Raw genomic sequence first — 20,351 nt, 5'->3', positions numbered from 1 at the left:
GGGGATGACCTCCTTATCTGTTCTCTCCGGTCCGGTCCCACTCCACGGCCACCCACTGGGCATTGGGCACGTTGAACCGGTAGAGAGTCTTGTTGTCAAAGGGCACCCCGGCCTGCCAGCCCAGCACCGCTCTGATAACCCCACTGTGGCACACCGCCAGGGCAGTCTCCCCCGGCCCGGCGGCAATGGCGTCCAGGGCGGGGAGAATCCGCCGCAGGGCGTCCCCAAGGGACTCCCCACCGGGCGGCGCCACCTTCATCCGGTCCTCCTGATAGGCCTGGTACTCCTCCGGCCACATCTCGTCCACCTCTGCCCAGGTGTGGCCCTCCCACACGCCGAAGCTCACCTCCCGCAGGTCCTCCGCCGGGATGGGGGTGAGCCCCAGATGACGGCAGACAATCTCCGCCGTCTCAAATGCACGGCGCTTGGGGCTGGCGTAGCAGACGTCGATTTTTTCCCCGCTCGCCTCCAGACGGCGGCTCAGCTCCTCCGCCTGGCTTCTGCCCTTGTCGTTCAGATCCGTATCGCTGGCGCCCTGAATCCGGGTGGCGGCGTTCCAGTCCGTCTCCCCGTGTCTGGCCAGTAAAATTCTCATGGCTTCTCCTCCTGTTCTTCTCCTCCGGGCGCAATGCCCCTCTCCTTCCGTCCCTCCACACGGGACAGATACACGCCGCCGTGGTGGACCCGGTTATAGGCCACCCGGGTAACCGTACTGTTAAAGCCCGCCTCTGTGTTGCTGTTGGGGAAAACCAGGTTCTTGGCCCCCGAGGTAATGGTCAGCCGGATGCGGTGGCCGGGCAGGAAGCAGTTGGACACCTTGGTGGTGCGGATACGCAGGCAGTACCGCTCCCCCGGCTCCATCATTTTGGCCTGGGCAAAACCATCCCGGTACCGGGCGGACAGCACGCCGTCGGCCAGCCGGATGGACCGGCCCGCTTCGTCCACATCGCAGATTCGGACCACAAAGTCCGTGTCCGGGCAGTCAGAGGACACATAGAGCACCACCGTAAAGTCGCCGGTCAGAGTCACCGGTTCCGTCAGGGGCGGCGTGGTGTAGCAGAGCATGTCCGGCCGGTGCTCCTCCTCCGTATAGTCCTCAGGCACGGCCAGCTCATTCTCCGACATGTCAATGATATGGCGGGCGGGGTTCCGGGGATCGTAGTGGTAGCCGTCCTCCCCCTCCGCCGGGGGCTCTGCCGTCAGCAGGCCGTCCCCATCGCTGGTGTTGGCGCTGCCGCCGCTGGTGAGGTAGCGCACCCACGGCTCACTGTCGGGCAGAGGCCAGTTTTCCGCCGTCTTCCAGCACTCCTCCCCCAGGGTATAGTAATCCACACAGGGCATCTGCTCCGCCCCGTTCTCCCTGCCTTTGAGCCAGTGGTCCAGCCAGCGCAGAAAGATGAGGTCGATATCAAACCGCAGCGCCTCGCCGCCCAGGTGAAGGCTGTGGAGGTCGTACCGGGAGTTGCCGCTGTGCTGCCAGGGCCCCAGGATGATCTTCCGCCGGCCCGCGGGGTAGCGTGCCGTCAGGTCCAGCGCCTCGGTGGTGCCCATGCCGTTGTCGTCAAACCAGCCGGAGACAATCAGGGCGGGCACATCGGTTATCCCCTCTCCCCGTGCCCTCCAGTCCCCTCTGGCCCAGTAGGCATCCAGGTCCGGATGGGCCAGCTCCTCGGTAAAGAAGGGGATGTCATACCCGAGCGCCCGGCGCGGGATCTCCTCCAGGGGCCGCACGTCCAGCACCGCGTCCCAGTCGTCCCGCTCCATCAGCTGGGGGGACCACTCCCGCCGGGACACGCCGAAGTTCCACGCCATGCTCCCCGAGGAGAGGCAGCCGCCCCGCCGGGGCAGGTCCCCAAAGGGACTGCCCGCGCACACCACGCTGACCAGCGCCTTCAGGTGGGGGTTGCCGCTGGCTGCCGCCGCCCACTGGACGTACCCCAGATAGGACCCGCCTATCATACCCACAGAGCCGTCGCTCCAGGGCTGGGCGGCAATCCAGCTGATGGTGTCGTCCCCGTCCTCTGTCTCGCAGCTGTTGGGACGCCAGTCGCCGCCGCTGGCGCTGCGGCCCCGGGTGTCCTGAATCACCACTCCATAGCCCCGGTGGGCGTACCGCTCGTAGAGCGGCAGGTCCCCCTCCTTGCCGTAGGGCGTGCGCACCAGAACCGTGGGGAACGGCCCCTCCCCCACCGGCAGCAGCACAGATGCGGACAGCTCCACCCCGTCCCGCATGGGCACCCGCAGGTTTTCCATGGTCCGGATGGGCAGGATGGGCTCCGGGAACAGGGTGCTCCACTGTCTGAGAATGGTGCGGTCCTCATAGCCCTCCTCCGCCAGAATGTGAATCCGTTCCCGGCTGGGCCGGAGGAAGGCCACCACCCGGCCGTCCTCCACCAGGGCGTTGTTGGGCCATTTCACATCCCGCTGGTAGTAGTACCGGCCGTCAGCGCTGCAAAACCGCTCTCCGGCCGTTGTCCGCACCTCCGGTTCCCCTCTGGTGAGCAGCCCGTCGTACTCCGGCAGGCGGCCCAGCAGGAGGGGCAGATCAAATCCGGCGACAGTCCTGCATCGGGCAGCGTCTGCCGCCGTCATAGGCCGCAGCGGCGAAAATTCCGCCGTGGCCGGGTCCAGCAGGGCGCAGAGCAGTTCCCCTTCCCGCTGCACCACCCTGGCGCAGCAGATGCCCGATGTATACAGCTTCCAGGTCCTCACAGCCAACTCCCCCTGATACAGGTATTCTCTCCGCCGCCCGGGGCGGCCGGTTTCATCCGCTTTGAGCACCTTGCAAGGGCCTACGCCCCGCAAGCAGATATTATTATAACATACCGGATACCGGGCTGAAAAGCCGGTTTCCGGCACTGAACAGACAGGCGCCCGGCGGAACTGTTCCGCCGGGCGCCTGTCTCCCGAAACACTTCTTTTACAGCATCCGCTTCAGATACCGTCCCGTATAGGACGCCTCGCAGGCCGCCACTTCCTCGGGCGTGCCGGTGATGACAATATTTCCGCCGCCATCTCCGCCCTCGGGGCCCAGGTCGATGATGTGGTCGGCGGTCTTGATGACGTCCAGGTTGTGCTCAATGACCACAACCGTGTTGCCCACCTCCACCAGCTTCTGGAGCACCTCGATGAGCTTGTGGACGTCGGCGGTGTGGAGGCCGGTGGTGGGCTCGTCCAGAATATAAATGGTCTGGCCGGTGCTCCGCTTGGACAGCTCAGTGGCCAGCTTCACCCGCTGGGCCTCGCCGCCGGACAGGGTGGTGGAGGGCTGGCCCAGCTTGATATAGCTCAGGCCTACCTCGTACAGGGTCTGGAGCTTGTTGTAGATGCGGGGCAGGTTCTCGAAGAAGGGCAGGGCCTCCTCCACGGTCATGTCCAGCACCTCATAGATGTTCTTGCCCTTGTAGCGCACCTCCAGAGTCTCCCGGTTGTACCGCTTGCCCTTGCACACCTCGCAGGGCACGTAGATATCGGGCAGGAAGTGCATCTCAATCTTGATGAGGCCGTCGCCCTGGCAGGCCTCGCAGCGGCCGCCCCGCACGTTGAAGGAGAACCGGCCCGGGCCATAGCCCCTGGCCTTGGCGTCCTGGGTGGAGGCGAACAGGTCCCGGATGTCGTTGAAGAGTCCGGTGTAGGTGGCCGGGTTGGAGCGGGGGGAGCGGCCGATGGGGGACTGGTCGATGTCGATGACCTTGTCCAGGTACTGCTCTCCCTCAATGCCCCTGTTCTTGCCCGCCCGGAGCTTGGCCCGATTCAGGTCGGCGGCCAGCTTTTTGTAGAGAATCTCGTTGACCAGGCTGGACTTGCCCGAGCCGGATACGCCGGTGACGCAGGTGAAGGTGCCCAGGGGGATGGACACGTCGATATCCTGCAGATTGTTCTCCGCCGCGCCCCGGATGGTGAGCACCTTGCCGCTGCCCTTCCGCCGCTCCGTGGGCACGGGGATCTTCTTCCGGCCGGACAGGTAGTCGCCGGTGATGGAGCCGGGGGTATTCATGACCTCCTCGGCGGTGCCCGCGGCCACCACATTGCCGCCGTGGACGCCTGCGCCCGGACCGATATCCACAATATAGTCGGCGGCTCTCATGGTGTCCTCGTCGTGCTCCACCACCAGCAGGGTGTTGCCCAGGTCCCGCAGGTGCTTCATGGTGTCCAGCAGCATGTCGTTGTCCCTCTGGTGCAGGCCGATGGAGGGCTCGTCCAGAATGTAGAGTACCCCCATGAGGGAGGAGCCAATCTGAGTGGCCAGCCGGATGCGCTGGCTCTCGCCGCCGGACAGGGTGGCAGCGGAGCGGCTCAGGGTCAGGTACTGGAGGCCCACACTCTGGAGGAAGCCCAGACGGCTCTTAATCTCCTTGAGGATGCGCTCGGCAATGAGCATCTGCTGGTCGGTGAGGGTCAGGTGGTCGATGAAGTCCAGGGCGTCGGTCACCGACTTGCGGCAGAACTCGTCGATGTTGATGCCGCCCACCGTCACCGCCAGGGACTCCTTGCGCAGACGCCGGCCGCCGCAGTCGGGGCAGGGCCGCTCGCTCATGCACTCCTCCAGCTCCCGGCGCACCGCGTCGGACTGGGTCTCCCGGTAGCGGCGCTCCAGGTTGTTGCACACGCCCTCAAAGGCCTGGTACAGCGTGCCCTGGCCCCGCTCCCGGTCATAGGTCAGCTTCAGCTTCTCCCCCTTGGTGCCGTAGAGGATGATATCCATCACCTCAGGGGGCAGGTCCTTCACCGGGGTGGTCAGCTTGAACTTGTACTGCTTGGCCAGGGCGTCAAAGTACATCCGGGAGATGGAGTCCCCCTTGATGTTGTTCCAGCCGGAGGCGGTGATGGCCCCCTCCAGAATGGACAGGTCCTTGTTGGGGATGACGATGTCCGGGTCCACCTTCAGCTGGGCGCCCAGACCGGTACAGGTGGGGCAGGCGCCGAAGGGGTTGTTGAAGGAGAACATGCGGGGGGTCAGCTCCTCGATGGAGATGCCGCAGTCCTCACAGGCGTAATTCTGGGAGAAGAGGATGTCCCGGTCCTCCCCTACCACGTTGATGATCACAATGCCCCCGGCCAGGTTGGAGGCCACCTCCACCGAGTCGGTGAGCCGCTGGGCGATGTCCGGCTTGATGACCAGCCGGTCCACCACCACCTCGATGCTGTGCTTCTTGTTCTTGTCCAGCTTGATTTCCTCGGTCAGGTCGTAGATGGACCCGTCCGCCCGGACGCGGACATAGCCCGACTTGCGGGCGTCCTCAAAGACCTTCTGGTGCTCGCCCTTCTTGCCACGGATGACGGGAGCCAGCACCTGGATGCGGGTGGCCTCGGGCAGGGTGAGGACCTGGTCGATGATCTGGTCGATGGTCTGCTGCTTGATCTCCTTGCCGCACTTGGGGCAGTGGGGGGTACCCACCCGGGCCCAGAGCAGACGGAGGTAGTCGTAAATCTCGGTCACCGTGCCCACGGTGGAGCGGGGGTTCTTGGAGGTGGTCTTCTGGTCGATGGAGATGGCGGGGCTCAGGCCGTCGATGTAGTCCACGTCCGGCTTCTCCATCTGGCCCAGGAACATCCGGGCGTAAGAGCTGAGGGACTCCACATAGCGGCGCTGCCCCTCGGCGTAGATGGTGTCAAAGGCCAGGGAGGATTTGCCCGAGCCGGACAGGCCGGTGAGCACCACCAGCTTGTCCCGGGGAATCTCCACGTCAATGTTCTTCAGGTTGTTCTCCCGGGCGCCTTTGACGTAAATATGGTCCAGCATAGTCGTTGGTTCTCCTTTAAATTGCTCTGTACTCTATTATTCCGGGTTGGGCCGCGCTTACTCCAGCAGCGCCCGGAACACAATCACAAGGCTGGCCAGCAGAATGGCAGCACCAGCCGCACCGCAGAGGATACGCACCCCTTTGGGCGGCCTCTCATTGGTTGCCACAGCCAGAAGGGCCAGGGCGGTCAGTCCAACCGGCAGGGGCCACCAGACCGCCAGCAGGATGCCCAGGGTCTCCCCCAGGTTCTCACCGAGGAAATTCACGGCGCATCCTCCTCTCCCGCCACCATGCGGCGGATGCCGCCGGTTAGGAGGGAGATGTTCTCCTCCTGAAAGACCGTGTCACGGCCGGTGTGGATGCGGTCCATGTACCAGCCCAGCCGCTTCCCCCTCTTCAGAGCGCACACTCCCGCCGCACGGCGGAAGGAGGCGTTGTCCGAGGGGTAGAATCCAAAGCCCCGCACCACCTCCACCGTCTTTCCGCTCTGGGGAAGAAAGGCCCTCTCAATCCGGGCCAGGGCGGCCTCCTCCTTCTTCAGGGCGGCGGTGGGGTAGAACTGGATGGAGCTGCCGTCGGACACGCAGTCGAAGTTGAGCACCAGCTTCTCCTCCTTCACCCGCCTGTGCATACGGGCAAAGGCGGCGGAGCCCAGCATGCCCCGCTCCTCGTTGTCGAAGAACACGAAGCAGGCCTTATCCCGCAGCTCCGGCGACAGAGTGAGGGCACTCTCCAGCAGGGTAACCACGCCGGAGGTATTGTCGTTGGCGGTGTGCCGGTTGGCCTTTCCGAAAAACACCCACCAGATGCAGAACGCACACACCAGCCAGCCGGGCAGCATAGTCACCAGGGTTGGCAGCTCCGCCATATACCCAATCAGCGCGGAGCAAAAGGCGACCACCGCCACCGCAAAAAACATCGCCGCCACAATCAGCAGCTGGTAGAGAAGGTACACGCCCATGTTCCGGGGCGTGATGAAGTTTGGAAAGGGCAGCACGGCCTGGGTGTCATAGTGGGCGGTGAAGAGCACCTCCGCCTTCTCCGGGTCTCCGGCGATGACGTTGGTACCCGAGAAACGTCCGCTCTCCTCGGTGACGGTCCAGCCCGCTCCCTCCAGCTCCCGGCGCAGCCAGGCCCGGAAGGCCCGCTTCTGCCCTGAGGACTTGCGGATTTGGAACTCTGACAATACCTTTTGGGACTGCTCGGTCATGAATCGGCCTCGCTTTCTCTCTTTCAGCCTGTCTTGCGGGGTTATCCCTCGCCCCGCAGCTTGATGATCTTGTCTCTCAGAATGGCGGCGTACTCCAAGAGGCGGCGGCCCTCTGCGGAGGGCCTGTGCGCTTTGCGCGCCGCCTCTTCCGGGGGAAACCAGTTCCCCCCGGATGCCCCCCATGGCCTCCGGCGGGGTTAGCCCTCGCCCCGCAGCTTGATAATCTTGTCTCTCAGAATGGCGGCATACTCGAATTCCAGCATCTTGGAGGCCTCCTTCATCTCCTTCTCCAGCTTGGCGATGGCCTCCAGGCGCTGCTGCTTGGTCATCTGCTTCTGGCTGAAGTCGAACTTCTTGGTCTCCTCCACCTCGCCGGACAGCTCGATGAGGTTGCGCACCGACTTGACCACCGTCTTGGGCACGATGCCATGGGCCTTATTGAAGGCGTCCTGCTTCTCCCGGCGGCGCTCGGTCTCATCGATGGCGGCCCGCATGGAGGGGGTAATCTTGTCGGCGTACATGATGACCAGGCCGTCGGCGTTTCGGGCGGCACGGCCGATGGTCTGAATAAGGGAGGTCTCGCTGCGGAGGAAGCCCTCCTTGTCCGCGTCCAGGATGGCCACCAGGCTCACCTCAGGCAGGTCCAGGCCCTCACGCAGCAGGTTGATGCCCACCAGTACGTCGAACACGCCCAGGCGCAGGTCCCGGATGATCTCCTGCCGCTCGATGGTGTCGATGTCGTGATGCATATAGCGGACCTTGATGCCCGCGTTTTTCAGGTAGGCGGTGAGGTCCTCGGCCATCCGCTTGGTGAGGGTGGTGACCAGCACCCGCTCCTTCCGCTCGGTACGGGCGTTGATCTCGCCGATGAGGTCGTCGATCTGACCCTCCACCGGGCGCACCTCGATACGGGGGTCCAGCAGGCCGGTGGGCCGGATGACCTGCTCCACCACCTGGCCGGAGCGGGTGCGCTCGTACTCGCCGGGGGTGGCGGAGACGTAGATGACCTGGTTGACCCGCTGCTCGAACTCATCGAACTTCAGGGGACGGTTGTCGTAGGCGCAGGGCAGGCGGAAGCCGTAGTCCACCAGGGTGGTCTTGCGGGCGTGGTCGCCGTTGTACATGGCCCGCACCTGGGGCAGGGTGACATGGCTCTCGTCGATGAACAGGAGAAAGTCCTTGGGGAAGTAGTCCAGCAGGGTGTGGGGCGGCGTACCGGCGGGACGGCCCTCAATGACCCGGGAGTAGTTCTCAATGCCGGAGCAGTAGCCCAGCTCCTGCATCATCTCGATGTCGTACATGACACGCTGCTTGAGCCGCTGGGCTTCCACCAGCTTGTTCTCCCGCTCGAAGAAGGCCACCCGCTCCTCCAGCTCTTTATAAATCTCGCCGATGGCGGCGTCCATCTTCTCCTTGGGGGTGACGTAATGGGTGGCGGGCCAGATGGGCACGTGGTTGAGGATGCGGATGGGGGTGCCGGTGACGGCGTTAACCTCGCTGATGCGGTCAATCTCGTCCCCGAAGAACTCCACCCGGATGGCGGAGTCCTTCCAGTAGGCGGGGTAGATCTCCACCGTGTCGCCCCGGACCCGGAACATGTTCCGCTCAAAGGCGATGTCGTTGCGCTCATAGCGGATCTCCACCAGCCGCTTGAGAAGCACGTCCCGCTTCATCTCCATGCCCACCCGGAGAGAGACCATCATCTTGGCAAAGTCCTCGGGCTCGCCCAGGCCGTAGATACAGGACACGGAGGACACCACAATCACGTCCCGCCGCTCCAGCAGGGCGCAGGTGGCGGACAGCCGCAGGCGGTCAATCTCGTCGTTGGTGGCGGCGTCCTTCTCAATGAAGGTGTCTGTATGGGGAATATAGGCCTCGGGCTGGTAGTAGTCGTAGTAGGAGACAAAATACTCCACCGCGTTGTTGGGGAAGAACTCCTTGAACTCGGCGCACAGCTGGGCGGCCAGGGTCTTATTGTGGGCCAGCACCAGGGTGGGCCGCTGGAGCTTCTCGATGGTCTTGGCCATGGTAAAGGTCTTTCCGGAGCCGGTAACGCCCAGCAGGGTCTGCTCCTGGAGCCCCAGCTCCACGCCGTTGGCCAGGGCCTCAACGGCCTGGGGCTGATCGCCCGCGGGCTTGTATTCGCTGACTACCTCAAATTTGGGCATACCATCACCTCGTACATCCATTCTATCAAAACGTATGTTCTATTGCAACCTCTGTTTATAGTATTTCCATCAGAAAGCCGCTGTCCCGCATGGATACCATATCGTCATCCACAAAAATCAGATGGTCAACAAGAATCACGCCCACCTGACTGAGGAGATTGCGGAGGTAGAGGGTGGTCTGCCTGTCCTCGTCGGATGGCAGCGCCAGACCGGACACATGGTTGTGGGCCAGAATGACCCGGGCGGCATTGTGGTTGAGTGCCGCCTCCACAATGGACCGTGCGGTAATCTCGGCGGCATTCACGTTCCCCTCTCCCACCTTGGGGCAGCCCAGGTACTTGCCCTTGCCGTCCATGCACAGGAGAAAGACCATCTCATTCCGCGCACCGTAGAACAGCGGCGCGAACACCTCGCGGGCGGCCCGGGTGGAGTCCACGATATCCTCCACGCTGGTGCGGGACGCGCCGTACCGCCTGCCCAGCTCCTTGACGGCCCGGAAGAGCACCGCCGCCCGCTCCCCTATCCCCTTCACCTGGGCCAGGGCCTCGGGCTGGGCATCCAGCACGCCCTGAAGGGAGCCGAACCGGTCCAGCAGATCGTGGGCCAGTGGATTTGTGTCCTGCCTGGGCAGCACGTAGAACAGCAGCAGTTCCAGCACCTTGTGGTCGGGAAAGGACTCCGGCCGGGCCATAAACTCCCTCCGCAGCCGTTCCCTGTGTCCCGTATGGTCCGCCATGTTCTTCCCTCCTCCCCCCTGTGATCGGACGCACAAAAATCTCCGCGGGGAATTGCTCCGCCCGCGGAGGTGTCTGTGCCTGCCCTCAGGCCCGGGCGCCGTACTCAGCCAGATAGGCCTCCATCCAAAATGCGGGTTTTCCTGCGGGAAAACCAACGCGCTTACGCGCCGCATTTTCCGGGGAGAACCAGTTCCCCCCGGATACCCCCCATGCGCTCCGCGGGGGAAAGGGATGCTCAGGCCCGGGCGCCGTACTCGGCCAGGTAAGCCTCCATACGGGCCTTCATGTCGTCGTTGATATACACCTTGCCGTCCACCGGATTGTTGTGTAGAAAGGCGATGACCTCGCGGACGGTGACGATGGGGAATACCCGGATGCCGTGCTGCTCCCGCAGCTCGTCCAGGGTGGTCTTGTCGCCGGTACCCCGCTCCATGCGGTCCACGGACACCACCAGGGCGGTCAGGTTCACGTCGGCCACGTGCTTGAACAGCTCGATGGTCTCACGGACGGCGGTACCGGCAGTGACCACATCCTCCACAATGACCACCCTGTCCCCGGCCTGGGGCTTGTAGCCCACCATGGATCCGCCCTCGCCGTGGTCCTTGGCCTCCTTGCGGTTGAAGCAGTAGGGCAGGTCACGGCCGTAGTTGCGGTACAGGCTGGAGGCAGCGGCCACCGCCAGTGGGATACCCTTGTAGGCGGGGCCAAAAAGGCAGTCCACGCCGTCGGGCAGGTTCTCCTGGATGCAGGCGGCGTAATAATCGCCCAGCTTGGAAGCCTGGGCGCCGGTCTTATAGTTGCCGGTGTTGATGAAGTAGGGGGTCTTGCGCCCGGACTTGGTGGTGAAGTCGCCGAAGGTCAGCACGCCGGAGCGCACCATAAAGGTAATAAATTCTTCTTTGTAAGTCATGGTAAATCCGCCCTTCCTGAAATCAGTCGAAATATTATACCACCGGAAAGCCATGTTCACAAGTATGAATTGGGTGAAATATCTCTCCACGCCAAAAGCACCCCAACCATTACGCAGTATCCGTGCTGCCTAACGATTGGGGTGCGTTTTTCGACGAAATTGGGTGTTACTCGTTCTCCACGGCCACGTCGAAGGCGGGCCGCTGGGCACCGCCGGTGGCGGCGGCGCTGGCAGCCCGGAACTTGCTCCGGCTGGCCTTCAGCTCCTCGTAGGCCTCGCCGATGGCCTCCTCGGTGCGGCGGAGGGCGTCCTCGCAGTAGTCGTTGGCCGACTTGCGCAGCTCTCTGGCCCGCTCCTCGGTCTGACGGAGAATCTCGCTGGACTTCTGCTTGGCACGGGCCATGATCTCCTCCTCGGAGAGCATCTGCCGGGCCTGGTCCTCCGCCTGCTTGCGGATCAGGTCTGCCTCACGCTTGGCGGAGGCGATATAGTCGGTGCGGGCCGCGATGAGCTTCTTGGCCTCGTTCAGCTCCATGGGGAACTGGGCCTTGATGTCATCCAGCAGGTCCAGAGCCTTGTCCCGCTCGATGATACACTTCTCGCTGGACAGAGGCACACTCTTGGCCTCGTCAATCAGCTCATAGAGCATGTCCAGCAGTTCTTCCACGCCAGTCGCCATTTATCCGTTCCTCCTGCTTTTCATCTTTTCGTTCACGTCGTCAATAATCTCCCGGGGGACAAAGTCGGACAGATCCGCTCCGTAGTAGGCCATCTCCTTCACCACGCTGGAGCTCAGGTAGGTGTACTTGGCGCTGGAGGGCAGGAACATGGTGTCCAGCCTGGGATTGAGCTTTCGGTTGATGAGGGCCATCTGAACCTCCTTCTCATAGTCGGACACGGCCCGCAGGCCCTTGACCACCACGCAGGCCCCCACCCGTTTGGCGTATTCCGCCAGCAGGCCGGAGGACCGGTCCACCTCTACGTTGGGCAGGCGGTCCACCACCCTGTGGATGAGCTCCACCCGCTCTTCAGGGGTGAAGAGTCCCCTGTTTTCCTTCTCGGAATTCACCATCACGCAGACGATGAGCTTATCAAAACAGACCGCCGCACGTTTGATTACGTTCAGGTGGCCCAGTGTAATAGGGTCGAAGCTGCCGGGATATACCGCTGTTTTCACTGGAATCTCTCCTTGCTTTGGGGAAGCGTTATATGGTGCGCCGGTACAGCGTCACCTTAATCTTGCCGTAGCGGTACTCCCGCCCCTTCTCATAGGGGGCGCTGAACTCGGGCAGAACCTGTTCCGCCCCGCTTTCGCAAACTATTATACCATTCTCGGACATGATGTCAATCTTTGCGATAACCTCCAGCGCCCGTTCCAGCAGACCGGAGGCGTAGGGCGGATCCAGAAAGACCAGGTCAAACTTCTCCCGGCAGCCGGTGAGGAAGGCGATGCTGTCACCCTGCACCACCTTGCCCCGGGCCTCAAAGCCGCAGGTCTTCACGTTCTCCCGGATGACAGCGGCGGCTTCCTTCCGCAGGTCCACGAAGGTGCACCGCGCCGCGCCCCGGGACAGGGCCTCGATGCCCAGCTGGCCGGTGCCGCCGAAGAGGTCCAGCACATTCCGCCCCTCCACGTCAAACTGTACGATATTGAAAATGGACTCCTTCACCTTGTCGGTGGTGGGCCGGGTCTCCATGCCGGGCAGCTCCTTAAGCCGCCTGCCCTGGGCCGTTCCTGTAATAACACGCATGGTCTCTCATCCTTTCCCGTCCTCCGGTTTGGACTCCTGAGTCCCCCGGAAATAGTCGTAGACGGCCTTGGCCGTGTTCCTAGGCACCGCCGCCTCCAGCTCTTCCAGGGTGGCGGTCTTGATATTCTTGACGCTTTTGAAGTGTTTCAGCAGGTCTGCCCGGCGTTTTTCGCCCACGCCGGGGATTTTGTCCAGCACCGAGCCCTTCACCCGCCGATTCTGCTGCTGGCGGTGGAACTCGATGGCAAAACGGTGGGTCTCCTCCTGAATCTGGCCGATGAGAGAGAACACCGCCTGATTGGCCTGGATGCCAATCTCCCGGCCCTCCGGCGTGACCAGGGCACGGGTGCGGTGCCGGTCGTCCTTCACCATACCGAACACCGGGATGGAAAGCCCCAGGGTCTCCAGCACCTTCACCGCCACCTTGGCGTGGTTCTCGCCGCCGTCGATGAGGAGCAGGTCGGGCAGATCCTTGAATTTCTCGTCCCCGTCCAGATAGCGGCGGAAGCGGCGGGTGAGCACCTGCTCCATGGAGGCGTAGTCGTCGGGGGCGTCCATGTCCTTGAGCTTGAAGCGGCGGTAGTCCCGCTTCAGGGGCCGGGCGTTCTGGTAGACCACCATGGAGGCCACGATGTCGTCGGCCCCCTGGTTGGAGATGTCGTAGCTCTCCATCCGCATGGGCGGCTTGTCCAGCTTGAGCATCCTGGCCAGCAGCTCCAGCAGCTTGGAGGTCCGCTCCTCCTTGGTGGTCCAGCGAGCCACCTCTTCCTCCGCGTTCTTATTGGCCAGACGGATCAGGTCCATCTTGGCGCCCCGCTGGGGGGTGACCAGGTTCACCCGGCGGCCCGCATTCTCGGACAGCAGCCGGGCCAGGGGCACCTCGTCCTCAATCTCACAGGGCAGGAGAATCTGTCTGGGCAGCTGATTCCGCTCCCCGTAGTACTGCCGCACCAGGGCGGAGACCACGTCGGCGATCTCCTCCTCCATGGGCGTCTCCATCAGGTCCCAGTCCTTGGCGGCCAGCTCGCCGTCCACGTAGTGGAGCACCACAAAGCAGCTCTTGGCCGTGCCCCGGTAGAAGCCCACCACGTCGGTGTCCGCCAGGCTGCCCGCCATCACCTTCTGCCGTTTGCCCAGCAGCTCAATGGCACGGTACCGGTCCCGCAGTTCGGCGGCCTTCTCAAACCTCAGCTCCTCGGCGGCCTGTTCCATCTCGGCCTGAAGCTCCTCCCCTACCTCCTTGAACTGTCCCTCCAGCAGCCGGATAGCCTGGTCGATGGCGTCCCGGTACCGCTCCTGGGGCATGCCGAACCGGCAGTAGCCGTCGCACAGACCCATGTGGTAGTTCAGGCAGGGCCGCTCCTTGCCGATATCCCGGGGGAACTTCCGGTTGCAGGAGGGCAGCTTGAGAGCGGCCCGGAGGGCGTCGATGATGCCCTGGGTGCTGCCCCGGCTGCCGTAGGGCCCGAAGTAGCGTGCCCCGTCGTCAGCGGCCTTGTTGGCCAGGGAGAAACGGGGGTAGTCCTCGTTGACGGTGAGGCGGATATAGGGATAGCCCTTGTCGTCCTTGAGGAGGATGTTGTAGTGAGGCTGGTGGCGCTTGATGAGGGAGCTCTCCAGCACCAGGGCCTCAAATTCGCTGTCCGCCACGATGACGTCGAAGTGGTCAATCTGGCTGACCATGGCCCGGGTCTTCTCCGTATGGGAGGCCAGGTCGGCAAAGTACTGGCTCACCCGGTTCTTCAGGGCCTTGGCCTTGCCCACATAGATGACCACATTGTGCTTGTCCTGCATGATATACACGCCCGGCTTCAGCGGCAGCGCATGTGCTTTTTCTTTCAGTTCATCAAATGTCATGGGTGTTGATTCCTGCCCTCCTCTGTCTGCCAGGCTTCCTTCATGCCCTGCCGCTGGGTGCGTCAGCGCCCCGGCGCTCTGCGCCGTCCAAGCGTTTTGCGGAGCAAAACCTTGATGCCGGGGCGATTCACTCGCCCCGTGCAGATAATATCATTTCCCGGGTCCCCAAATGCGCCCGCGCATTTGGGACAGGGCATGGGCTTTTTCTTTCAATTCATCAAATGTCATACGTTGCTGTTCCTGCCCTCCCTGTCTGCCGGGCCTGTTCCGCGGATAAAAAAAGCGCCGCAGTATGCGGCGCTTTTTGTCGGATGGTGTTACTCGGAGAAGTTGGACGCGATCAGCTCCACCAGAGCTTCGACCGCCTCTTTCTCATCGGGGCCGTCGGCGATGAGGTTGATGGAGGTTCCCTTCACGACGCCGAGGGAAAGTACACCCAGCAGGCTCTTCGCGTTCACCCGGCGCTCTTCCTTCTCAACCCAGATGGAGCTCTTGAACTCGTTGGCCTTCTGGATGAAGAATGTGGCGGGTCTGGCGTGCAGGCCGACCTGATTGTTTACGACTGCCTCTTTCATATACATAAGCGTTTCCCCCTAAGATGCGTTTATGAAGTCGCATACTCTCCTGTATAGAATATCAAATTTGTGCCAAACCGTCAATGACATTTTACACAAAATCCGTGTTCCATTCTCTCTCAATTGACGGAAGGGGAAGTTTGACGGAATTTGTACGTTTTTGTGCGGACACTGTCTTTCAGGTAAGGACAATTTACCTTACCGCAGTTCAGCCACTGTCACGCCGTCTTCTCCTTCGCCATAGCGGCCGGGCCGGAAGGACTTCACATACCGGCTGCGCTTCAGGTGCTCCCGCACCGCCTTGCGCACCGCGCCGGTGCCCTTGCCGTGGATGATGGTGACGGTCTCCAGCTTGGCCAGCATGGCGTTGTCCAGGAAGCTGTCCAGGGCGGCCACAGCCTCGTCGGTCATCATGCCCCGCAGGTCCACCTCCGAAGAGGCGCCCACGGTGCGCAGCTGCCGCTCCGCCCGGTGGATGATCCGCTGGGCCTGCTTCTTGCTGCCGTCCTCCTCGGTGACGCGGACCTCGTCCTGCTTGGCGGTGATTTTCAGGATACCCGCCTGGAGCTGGAGGCTGCCGTCCTTGTTGACAGCCAGCACCTGGGCCTTGGTGCCGCCCATCTTCACCAGCTCCACCGTGTCCCCCGCCTGTGCGGGACGGGTAGGCAGCGGCGCGGGCTCCTCGGGACGGGCGCCCAGGGCGTCCTCCGCCTGGTTGAGCCGCTGGCGCAGCCCCGCCCGCTCCTCGTTCACCTTCTGCCAGTCCTCTTCCTTCCGCTGGCGGCGGCGCATTTCGTTGAGCTCCTTGAACACGCTGTCGGCGGTGTTCCGGGCCTCGTCCAGAATGGCTCTGGCCTCCGCCTGGGCCTTCTCCACCGCCTTGGCCCGCTCCTTCTCCAGCTTGTCCCGGTACTCCCGGGCTGTGCGGGCGGAGTCCTCCATCTCCCGGCGCAGCTTCCGGGCCTGGTCCTTCTCCTGCTCCATCTGCTGGCGCTGCTGCTCCAGACGGGTGATCACGTCCTCAAAGCGGACGTTTTCCGCGTCAATACGGGCGGAGGCCTTGTCGATGACCTCCTTGGGCAGGCCCAGCCGCTCGGAGATGGCGAAGGCGTTGGACTTGCCGGGGATGCCGATGAGGAGCCGGTAGGTGGGGGCCAGGGAGTTGACGTCAAACTCACAGGAGGCGTTCTCCACCCCGGCGGTGGTCATGGCGTACACCTTCAGCTCGGCGTAGTGGGTGGTGGCGGCCACCAGGGCCCCCAGCTCCCGGGACTGCTCGATGATGGCGGCAGCCAGGGCCGCGCCCTCGATGGGGTCGGTGCCCGCGCCCAGCTCATCGAAGAGGATGAGGGTCTTGTCGTCCGCCTCATTCAGAATGCCCACGATGTTCACCATGTGGGAGGAGAAGGTGGAAAGGCTCTGGGCAATGGACTGCTCGTCACCGATGTCGGAGAGCACCCGGTCGAAAATCATCACCGTGCTGTCGTCCGCCACCGGGATGTGGAGGCCGCACTGGGCCATCAGGGTCAGTAGGCCGATGGTTTTCAGCGTGACGGTCTTGCCGCCGGTGTTGGGGCCGGTGATGACCAGGGTGTCGAAGTCCCCGCCCAGGTACAGGTCGTTGGCCACCGCCTTGTTGGGGTCCAGCAGGGGGTGCCGGGCCTGCCGCAGGCAGATGCCGCGGCTGACAATCTTGGGCTCCCCGGCCCGCATGCGGTAGGACAGCTTGGCCCGGGCGAAGATGACGTCCAGCATAATCAGCAGGTCGTAGTCCTGGGCGATGTCCTCCTTGTGGGCGGCGCAGTCGGCGGACAGCCCGGCCAGAATCCGGTCAATCTCCTTCTCCTCGTCGGCCTGGAGCTCCCGCAGCTCGTTGTTGGCCTTCACCACGCCCATGGGCTCGATGAAGAAGGTTCCGCCGGAGGAGGACACGTCGTGGACCAGACCGGGCACGTCGTTCTTGCACTCGGAGCGCACGGGCACCACGTACCGGTCGGAGCGCATGGTGATGATGGGCTCCTGGAGGTACTTGGCCTGGGAGGAGGAGATGAGCTTTTGTAGAATGTCCCGCACCTTGGCGGAGGTGGCCCGGATGTGCCGCCGGATGGAGGCCAGCTCCGGGCTGGCCGAGTCGGCAATCTCGTTCTCCCCCAGGATGGAGCCGGTGATTTTGTCCTCCAGGAACCGGTTGGCGGTGAGGGAGGCGAAGAGATGGTCAATGCAGGTCTTGCCGTTGTTCTCACCGGCGGCGTAGTCCCGGGCGGAGCGGGCCGCCCGGAGAACGGCGGCAATGTCCAGCAGCTCCCTGGTGTTGAGGGCACCGCCCATGTCCGCCCGCTGGAGGGAGGCCGCCACCGGCTTCACCCCGGACAGGGACGGGCTGCCCCGCAGGGCGGTCATATTCACAGCGGCGGTGGTCTCGGCCTGGAGGCGCTGGACATCGTCCGCGTCGGTGAGGGGCCGCAGGGCCATGCATCGCTCCTTGCCCTCCTCGGTCACCGCCTGCTCGGCCAGCCTCTCCAGCACCCGGGGCAGCTCCAGGGTGTGAATGGATTTTTCAAATAAGTCGGTCATAGAACATACCTCACGGAAATTTCCTTTGTGCTTCTTATCATGCAGACATTATCATACACCATTTTTCCAGACTTATCTACCCCCGGCTCAAAGGGCAAAAAGCAGCGGCGGAGCAATGCTCCGCCGCTGCTGCAATTGTTTTATCGATTTTCCACCCAGGCACAGAACCGGTTCCACAGCTCCATGGCCTTGAATTTGACCACATATCCCTCATTTTCGCCGGTAATGAGGGAAATTTCATCCTCGCTGAAGCCCGCCGAAGCAGCTGTCTCCGCCGTGGTCTCGGTGACCGAGCCCAGGCACAGGGGCGGAAACACCACGCACCACCAGTTCTGTCCGCCGCCCTCGCCGATGACGATGCGCAGGGCGGTGTACTCCCCGGCGGGCAGGGCGAAGTCCTCATACTCCTTGGTGGGGAACCACACGTCCTCCTCCAGGGAGGCGGTGACCGGGTAGTCGTACCCGGCCTCTCCCACAGTCTCCGCGCCTGCGGCCGCCAGGTCGCCCAGCCGGGCCGTGATGGCGGCCTCCGCCTCCTCACGGGTCAGCCCCTGGTCAAACAGGTCCCCGGCCTCAGAGAGAATCCGGTCCCGGACCTGGAGCTTGAGCGCCTGGTCCGCCGGGTCGTCGGAGTTGGCGATGACGTGGAGCCGGATGACCTTGTCCGCCAGGGCGGACTGCTCCGCGCCCAGGGCGCCGCCCGCCAGCGCCGCCACCGCCACGCCCAGCAGCAGGGCCAGCTCCCACCGCTTGAGGGTATGGCTGCCAGCTTTCTTCTTCCGTTTCAACACAGGATACCACCATCCAATATGTAACAATTTTGTATGTACCAGTTATCCGGCACGGTCTTATTCTGGCCGGAAGCATCCGAACTTATACACTTCACAGGAAAAACGGGTAAAATTTGTGTAAAAAATCCCTTGTAAATCACACATTCAGTGGTACAATAAAGCTTCGTCCCTATAAGGAATTTTGTGTGTATGAAAGGAGAAGGGCGTGGAGATGGAGGAGCAGACCCAGGTCAAATGCGCCGAACGGGAACAGCCCACCCAGAACAAACCGCTGTTCAGCCGTCAAATGCTGGTGCGACTGATCATCCCTCTGGTAATTGAGCAATTTCTTCTGATGTCCGTGGGTATGGCGGACACGGTGATGGTCACCACGGCCGGTGAGGCCGCTGTGTCGGGCGTCTCCCTGGTGGACAACATCAACACCCTGATGCTTCAGATTTTTGCCGCCCTCAGCACCGGCGGCGCGGTGGTGGTGTCCCAGTACCTGGGCCGCAAGGAGCCCCACCACGCCAAGACCGCCGCCAAGCAGCTGCTCTACGCGGTGACGGTGCTCTCCTCGGTGATTATGATTCTGTGCCTCATCTTCCGGGAGCACCTGCTCTTCCTGATCTTCGGCAGCATCAACGATGATGTCATGGAATCCGCCGTGGTCTACTTTATCTCTACCGCCCTGGCCTACCCCTTTATGGCGCTCTACAACGCGGGCGCCGCCCTGTTCCGCTCCATGGGCAACTCCAAGGTGTCCATGTTCAACTCCCTGATTGTCAACATCGTCAACATCGCCGTCAACGCCATCCTGATTTTCGGCTTCGGTATGGGCTCCCTGGGCGCCGGCATCGGTACCCTCACCTCCCGCATTGTGGCGGCGGTGATCATCCTGTTCCTGCTCCAGCACAGAGACTGCGTCCTGCGCATTGAGCACATGTTCCGCCCCGAGTTCCACTGGGTCATGGTGCGGCGCATCCTCACCATCGGCATCCCCACCGGTCTGGAGAACGGCCTGTTCCAGGTGGGCAAGCTGGTGGTGCTCAGCCTCATCACCTCCTTTGACGCCGGGGTCAACCTGGCAGTGGTGGGTTCCGCCGTGGCCGCCAACGCCATCGCCAACAGTGTGGCCGGCGTCATCAACGTGCCCGGTCAGGCCATCGGCCTGGCCATGGTCACCGTGGTGGGCCAGTGTGTGGGCGCACAGCAGCTGGACCAGGCGGTCCGGTACACCCGCAAGCTGATGATTATGACGTACATCTCCATGGGTACCATGGCCGTGATTCTCTTCTTCGGCGCGGGCTGGCTGGTCACCCTCTTCAACCTGAGCGCTCCGGCTGCCGCCATGGCCGCCCAGGTGCTGCGGTGGAACTCCGTGTTCGTCCTGTTCTTCTGGCCCATGTCCTTTACCCTGCCCAATGCCCTCCGGGCCGCGGGCGACGCCATGTTCACCATGAGCGTGTCCCTCATCTCCATGCTCGCCTGCCGCATTGTCCTCAGCTATGTGCTGGGCGCCGATGCCGTGTTCGGTATCCCCATGATGGGCCTGCACCTGCTGGGCGTGTGGGGCGCCATGTTCTGCGACTGGATCGTCCGGGGCAGCCTCTTCCTGGTCCGCTTCTGGCGCGGCAAGTGGAAGCAGATTCAGCTTATCTGACAGCGCCGTTCAGACCGGCCGCCTCATACAGAGAGGCGGCCGGTTTTTTGTCATTTTTTTCTTGTTGTGCCGCTGTGCATATTTGCTGCTGTTTTCGGTGATGCTATCCTCGGAATCCAATCTGAGGAGGTCTCTTCGCGATGATTATCGATAAAATTGCCCTGATCCTCGCCATCGTAGGCGGACTCAACTGGGGCAGCATCGGCATTTTCGGATTCGACCTGGTGGCTTTCGCCTTCGGCGGCTCCGACAGCGCCATCTCCCGGGTTGTCTATACCCTGGTGGGCCTGGCCGCCGTGTGGTGTATTTCCCTCCTGTTCCGGGACCGGGACACTGCCGACGAGAAAGCCTGAAAAAAACGGAGAAGCACAGACTTGCTGTGCTTCTCCGTT

At 62.9% G+C, this 20,351-nt stretch carries 17 protein-coding genes; 2 read left to right on the top strand and 15 right to left on the bottom strand.

Annotated elements, in window-relative coordinates; all coding sequences use genetic code 11:
* Window positions 1-13 precede the first annotated feature (13 nt).
* The 15 genes from ACOX7T_RS03710 to ACOX7T_RS03640 form a co-directional block, all read right to left on the bottom strand.
* On the bottom strand, window positions 14-595 hold the full coding sequence (locus tag ACOX7T_RS03710; RefSeq protein ID WP_433440004.1) for a histidine phosphatase family protein: 582 nt from the start codon (window positions 593-595) through the stop codon (window positions 14-16).
* Window positions 592-2,712: a CocE/NonD family hydrolase gene (locus tag ACOX7T_RS03705; protein ID WP_433440002.1), complete on the bottom strand. Its 2,121-nt coding sequence runs from the start codon at window positions 2,710-2,712 to the stop codon at window positions 592-594. Before ACOX7T_RS03705 ends, ACOX7T_RS03710 begins: the two co-directional genes overlap by 4 nt.
* A gap of 208 nt (window positions 2,713-2,920) precedes the next feature.
* Entirely contained in the window at window positions 2,921-5,743 is a 2,823-nt protein-coding gene (uvrA, locus tag ACOX7T_RS03700; protein WP_433440000.1) for an excinuclease ABC subunit UvrA, read from the bottom strand.
* 57 nt (window positions 5,744-5,800) lie between these two features.
* Window positions 5,801-6,010: a hypothetical protein gene (locus ACOX7T_RS03695; RefSeq protein ID WP_433439998.1), complete on the bottom strand. Its 210-nt coding sequence runs from the start codon at window positions 6,008-6,010 to the stop codon at window positions 5,801-5,803.
* On the bottom strand, window positions 6,007-6,954 hold the full coding sequence (locus tag ACOX7T_RS03690; RefSeq protein WP_433439996.1) for a M28 family peptidase: 948 nt from the start codon (window positions 6,952-6,954) through the stop codon (window positions 6,007-6,009). Before ACOX7T_RS03690 ends, ACOX7T_RS03695 begins: the two co-directional genes overlap by 4 nt.
* A gap of 197 nt (window positions 6,955-7,151) precedes the next feature.
* Window positions 7,152-9,122: an excinuclease ABC subunit UvrB gene (gene uvrB / locus ACOX7T_RS03685; protein WP_433439994.1), complete on the bottom strand. Its 1,971-nt coding sequence runs from the start codon at window positions 9,120-9,122 to the stop codon at window positions 7,152-7,154.
* A 55-nt stretch (window positions 9,123-9,177) separates the two neighbouring features.
* Entirely contained in the window at window positions 9,178-9,858 is a 681-nt protein-coding gene (locus ACOX7T_RS03680) for a JAB domain-containing protein (RefSeq protein WP_433439992.1), read from the bottom strand.
* 236 nt (window positions 9,859-10,094) lie between these two features.
* Window positions 10,095-10,769, bottom strand: a complete 675-nt coding sequence (gene pyrE / locus ACOX7T_RS03675; protein ID WP_433439990.1) for an orotate phosphoribosyltransferase — start codon at window positions 10,767-10,769, stop codon at window positions 10,095-10,097.
* A 166-nt stretch (window positions 10,770-10,935) separates the two neighbouring features.
* On the bottom strand, window positions 10,936-11,448 hold the full coding sequence (locus ACOX7T_RS03670; protein WP_294533789.1) for a hypothetical protein: 513 nt from the start codon (window positions 11,446-11,448) through the stop codon (window positions 10,936-10,938).
* Complete coding sequence (gene coaD, locus ACOX7T_RS03665; RefSeq protein WP_433439988.1) at window positions 11,449-11,946, bottom strand: pantetheine-phosphate adenylyltransferase; 498 nt, start codon at window positions 11,944-11,946, stop codon at window positions 11,449-11,451.
* A gap of 28 nt (window positions 11,947-11,974) precedes the next feature.
* On the bottom strand, window positions 11,975-12,520 hold the full coding sequence (gene rsmD, locus ACOX7T_RS03660; RefSeq protein ID WP_433439986.1) for a 16S rRNA (guanine(966)-N(2))-methyltransferase RsmD: 546 nt from the start codon (window positions 12,518-12,520) through the stop codon (window positions 11,975-11,977).
* 6 nt (window positions 12,521-12,526) lie between these two features.
* Complete coding sequence (gene uvrC / locus ACOX7T_RS03655) at window positions 12,527-14,377, bottom strand: excinuclease ABC subunit UvrC (RefSeq protein WP_433439984.1); 1,851 nt, start codon at window positions 14,375-14,377, stop codon at window positions 12,527-12,529.
* 317 nt (window positions 14,378-14,694) lie between these two features.
* A complete protein-coding gene (locus ACOX7T_RS03650) occupies window positions 14,695-14,958 on the bottom strand; it encodes an HPr family phosphocarrier protein (protein WP_295369689.1) in 264 nt (87 codons plus the stop codon).
* Window positions 14,959-15,150: 192 nt separating this feature from the next.
* Window positions 15,151-17,526 carry an endonuclease MutS2 gene (locus tag ACOX7T_RS03645; protein ID WP_433439982.1) on the bottom strand — a complete coding sequence of 792 codons (2,376 nt, stop codon included), beginning with the start codon at window positions 17,524-17,526 and terminating at the stop codon, window positions 15,151-15,153.
* Window positions 17,527-17,666: 140 nt separating this feature from the next.
* Window positions 17,667-18,317 carry a stage II sporulation protein R gene (locus ACOX7T_RS03640; protein ID WP_433439980.1) on the bottom strand — a complete coding sequence of 217 codons (651 nt, stop codon included), beginning with the start codon at window positions 18,315-18,317 and terminating at the stop codon, window positions 17,667-17,669.
* A 211-nt stretch (window positions 18,318-18,528) separates the two neighbouring features.
* Between ACOX7T_RS03640 and ACOX7T_RS03635 the strand changes: the two genes are divergently transcribed.
* Both ACOX7T_RS03635 and ACOX7T_RS03630 read left to right on the top strand, forming a co-directional pair.
* Window positions 18,529-19,959: an MATE family efflux transporter gene (locus tag ACOX7T_RS03635; RefSeq protein ID WP_433440119.1), complete on the top strand. Its 1,431-nt coding sequence runs from the start codon at window positions 18,529-18,531 to the stop codon at window positions 19,957-19,959.
* Window positions 19,960-20,099: 140 nt separating this feature from the next.
* Window positions 20,100-20,312, top strand: coding sequence for a DUF378 domain-containing protein (locus ACOX7T_RS03630; protein ID WP_433439978.1), 213 nt, complete (start codon window positions 20,100-20,102; stop codon window positions 20,310-20,312).
* The last annotated feature ends 39 nt before the right edge of the window (window positions 20,313-20,351 follow it).

This window comes from Pseudoflavonifractor sp. (genome assembly GCF_050943825.1).
In the GTDB taxonomy this organism is placed as follows: domain Bacteria; phylum Bacillota; class Clostridia; order Oscillospirales; family Oscillospiraceae; genus Pseudoflavonifractor.
Note: the sequence above shows the minus strand (reverse complement) of the source record. Positions and strands in the feature narration are given on the sequence as shown.

What these genes read in the sequence shown, in the direction of transcription:
- ACOX7T_RS03710 (WP_433440004.1), bottom strand. Translation starts at nt 595, where the DNA reads ATGAGAATTTTACTGGCCAGACACGGGGAGACGGACTGGAACGCCGCC.
- uvrA (WP_433440000.1), bottom strand. Translation starts at nt 5,743, where the DNA reads ATGCTGGACCATATTTACGTCAAAGGCGCCCGGGAGAACAACCTGAAG.
- ACOX7T_RS03690 (WP_433439996.1), bottom strand. Translation starts at nt 6,954, where the DNA reads ATGACCGAGCAGTCCCAAAAGGTATTGTCAGAGTTCCAAATCCGCAAG.
- uvrB (WP_433439994.1), bottom strand. Translation starts at nt 9,122, where the DNA reads ATGCCCAAATTTGAGGTAGTCAGCGAATACAAGCCCGCGGGCGATCAG.
- ACOX7T_RS03680 (WP_433439992.1), bottom strand. Translation starts at nt 9,858, where the DNA reads ATGGCGGACCATACGGGACACAGGGAACGGCTGCGGAGGGAGTTTATG.
- pyrE (WP_433439990.1), bottom strand. Translation starts at nt 10,769, where the DNA reads ATGACTTACAAAGAAGAATTTATTACCTTTATGGTGCGCTCCGGCGTG.
- ACOX7T_RS03670 (WP_294533789.1), bottom strand. Translation starts at nt 11,448, where the DNA reads ATGGCGACTGGCGTGGAAGAACTGCTGGACATGCTCTATGAGCTGATT.
- rsmD (WP_433439986.1), bottom strand. Translation starts at nt 12,520, where the DNA reads ATGCGTGTTATTACAGGAACGGCCCAGGGCAGGCGGCTTAAGGAGCTG.
- uvrC (WP_433439984.1), bottom strand. Translation starts at nt 14,377, where the DNA reads ATGACATTTGATGAACTGAAAGAAAAAGCACATGCGCTGCCGCTGAAG.
- ACOX7T_RS03650 (WP_295369689.1), bottom strand. Translation starts at nt 14,958, where the DNA reads ATGTATATGAAAGAGGCAGTCGTAAACAATCAGGTCGGCCTGCACGCC.
- ACOX7T_RS03645 (WP_433439982.1), bottom strand. Translation starts at nt 17,526, where the DNA reads ATGACCGACTTATTTGAAAAATCCATTCACACCCTGGAGCTGCCCCGG.
- ACOX7T_RS03635 (WP_433440119.1), top strand. Translation starts at nt 18,529, where the DNA reads ATGGAGGAGCAGACCCAGGTCAAATGCGCCGAACGGGAACAGCCCACC.
- ACOX7T_RS03630 (WP_433439978.1), top strand. Translation starts at nt 20,100, where the DNA reads ATGATTATCGATAAAATTGCCCTGATCCTCGCCATCGTAGGCGGACTC.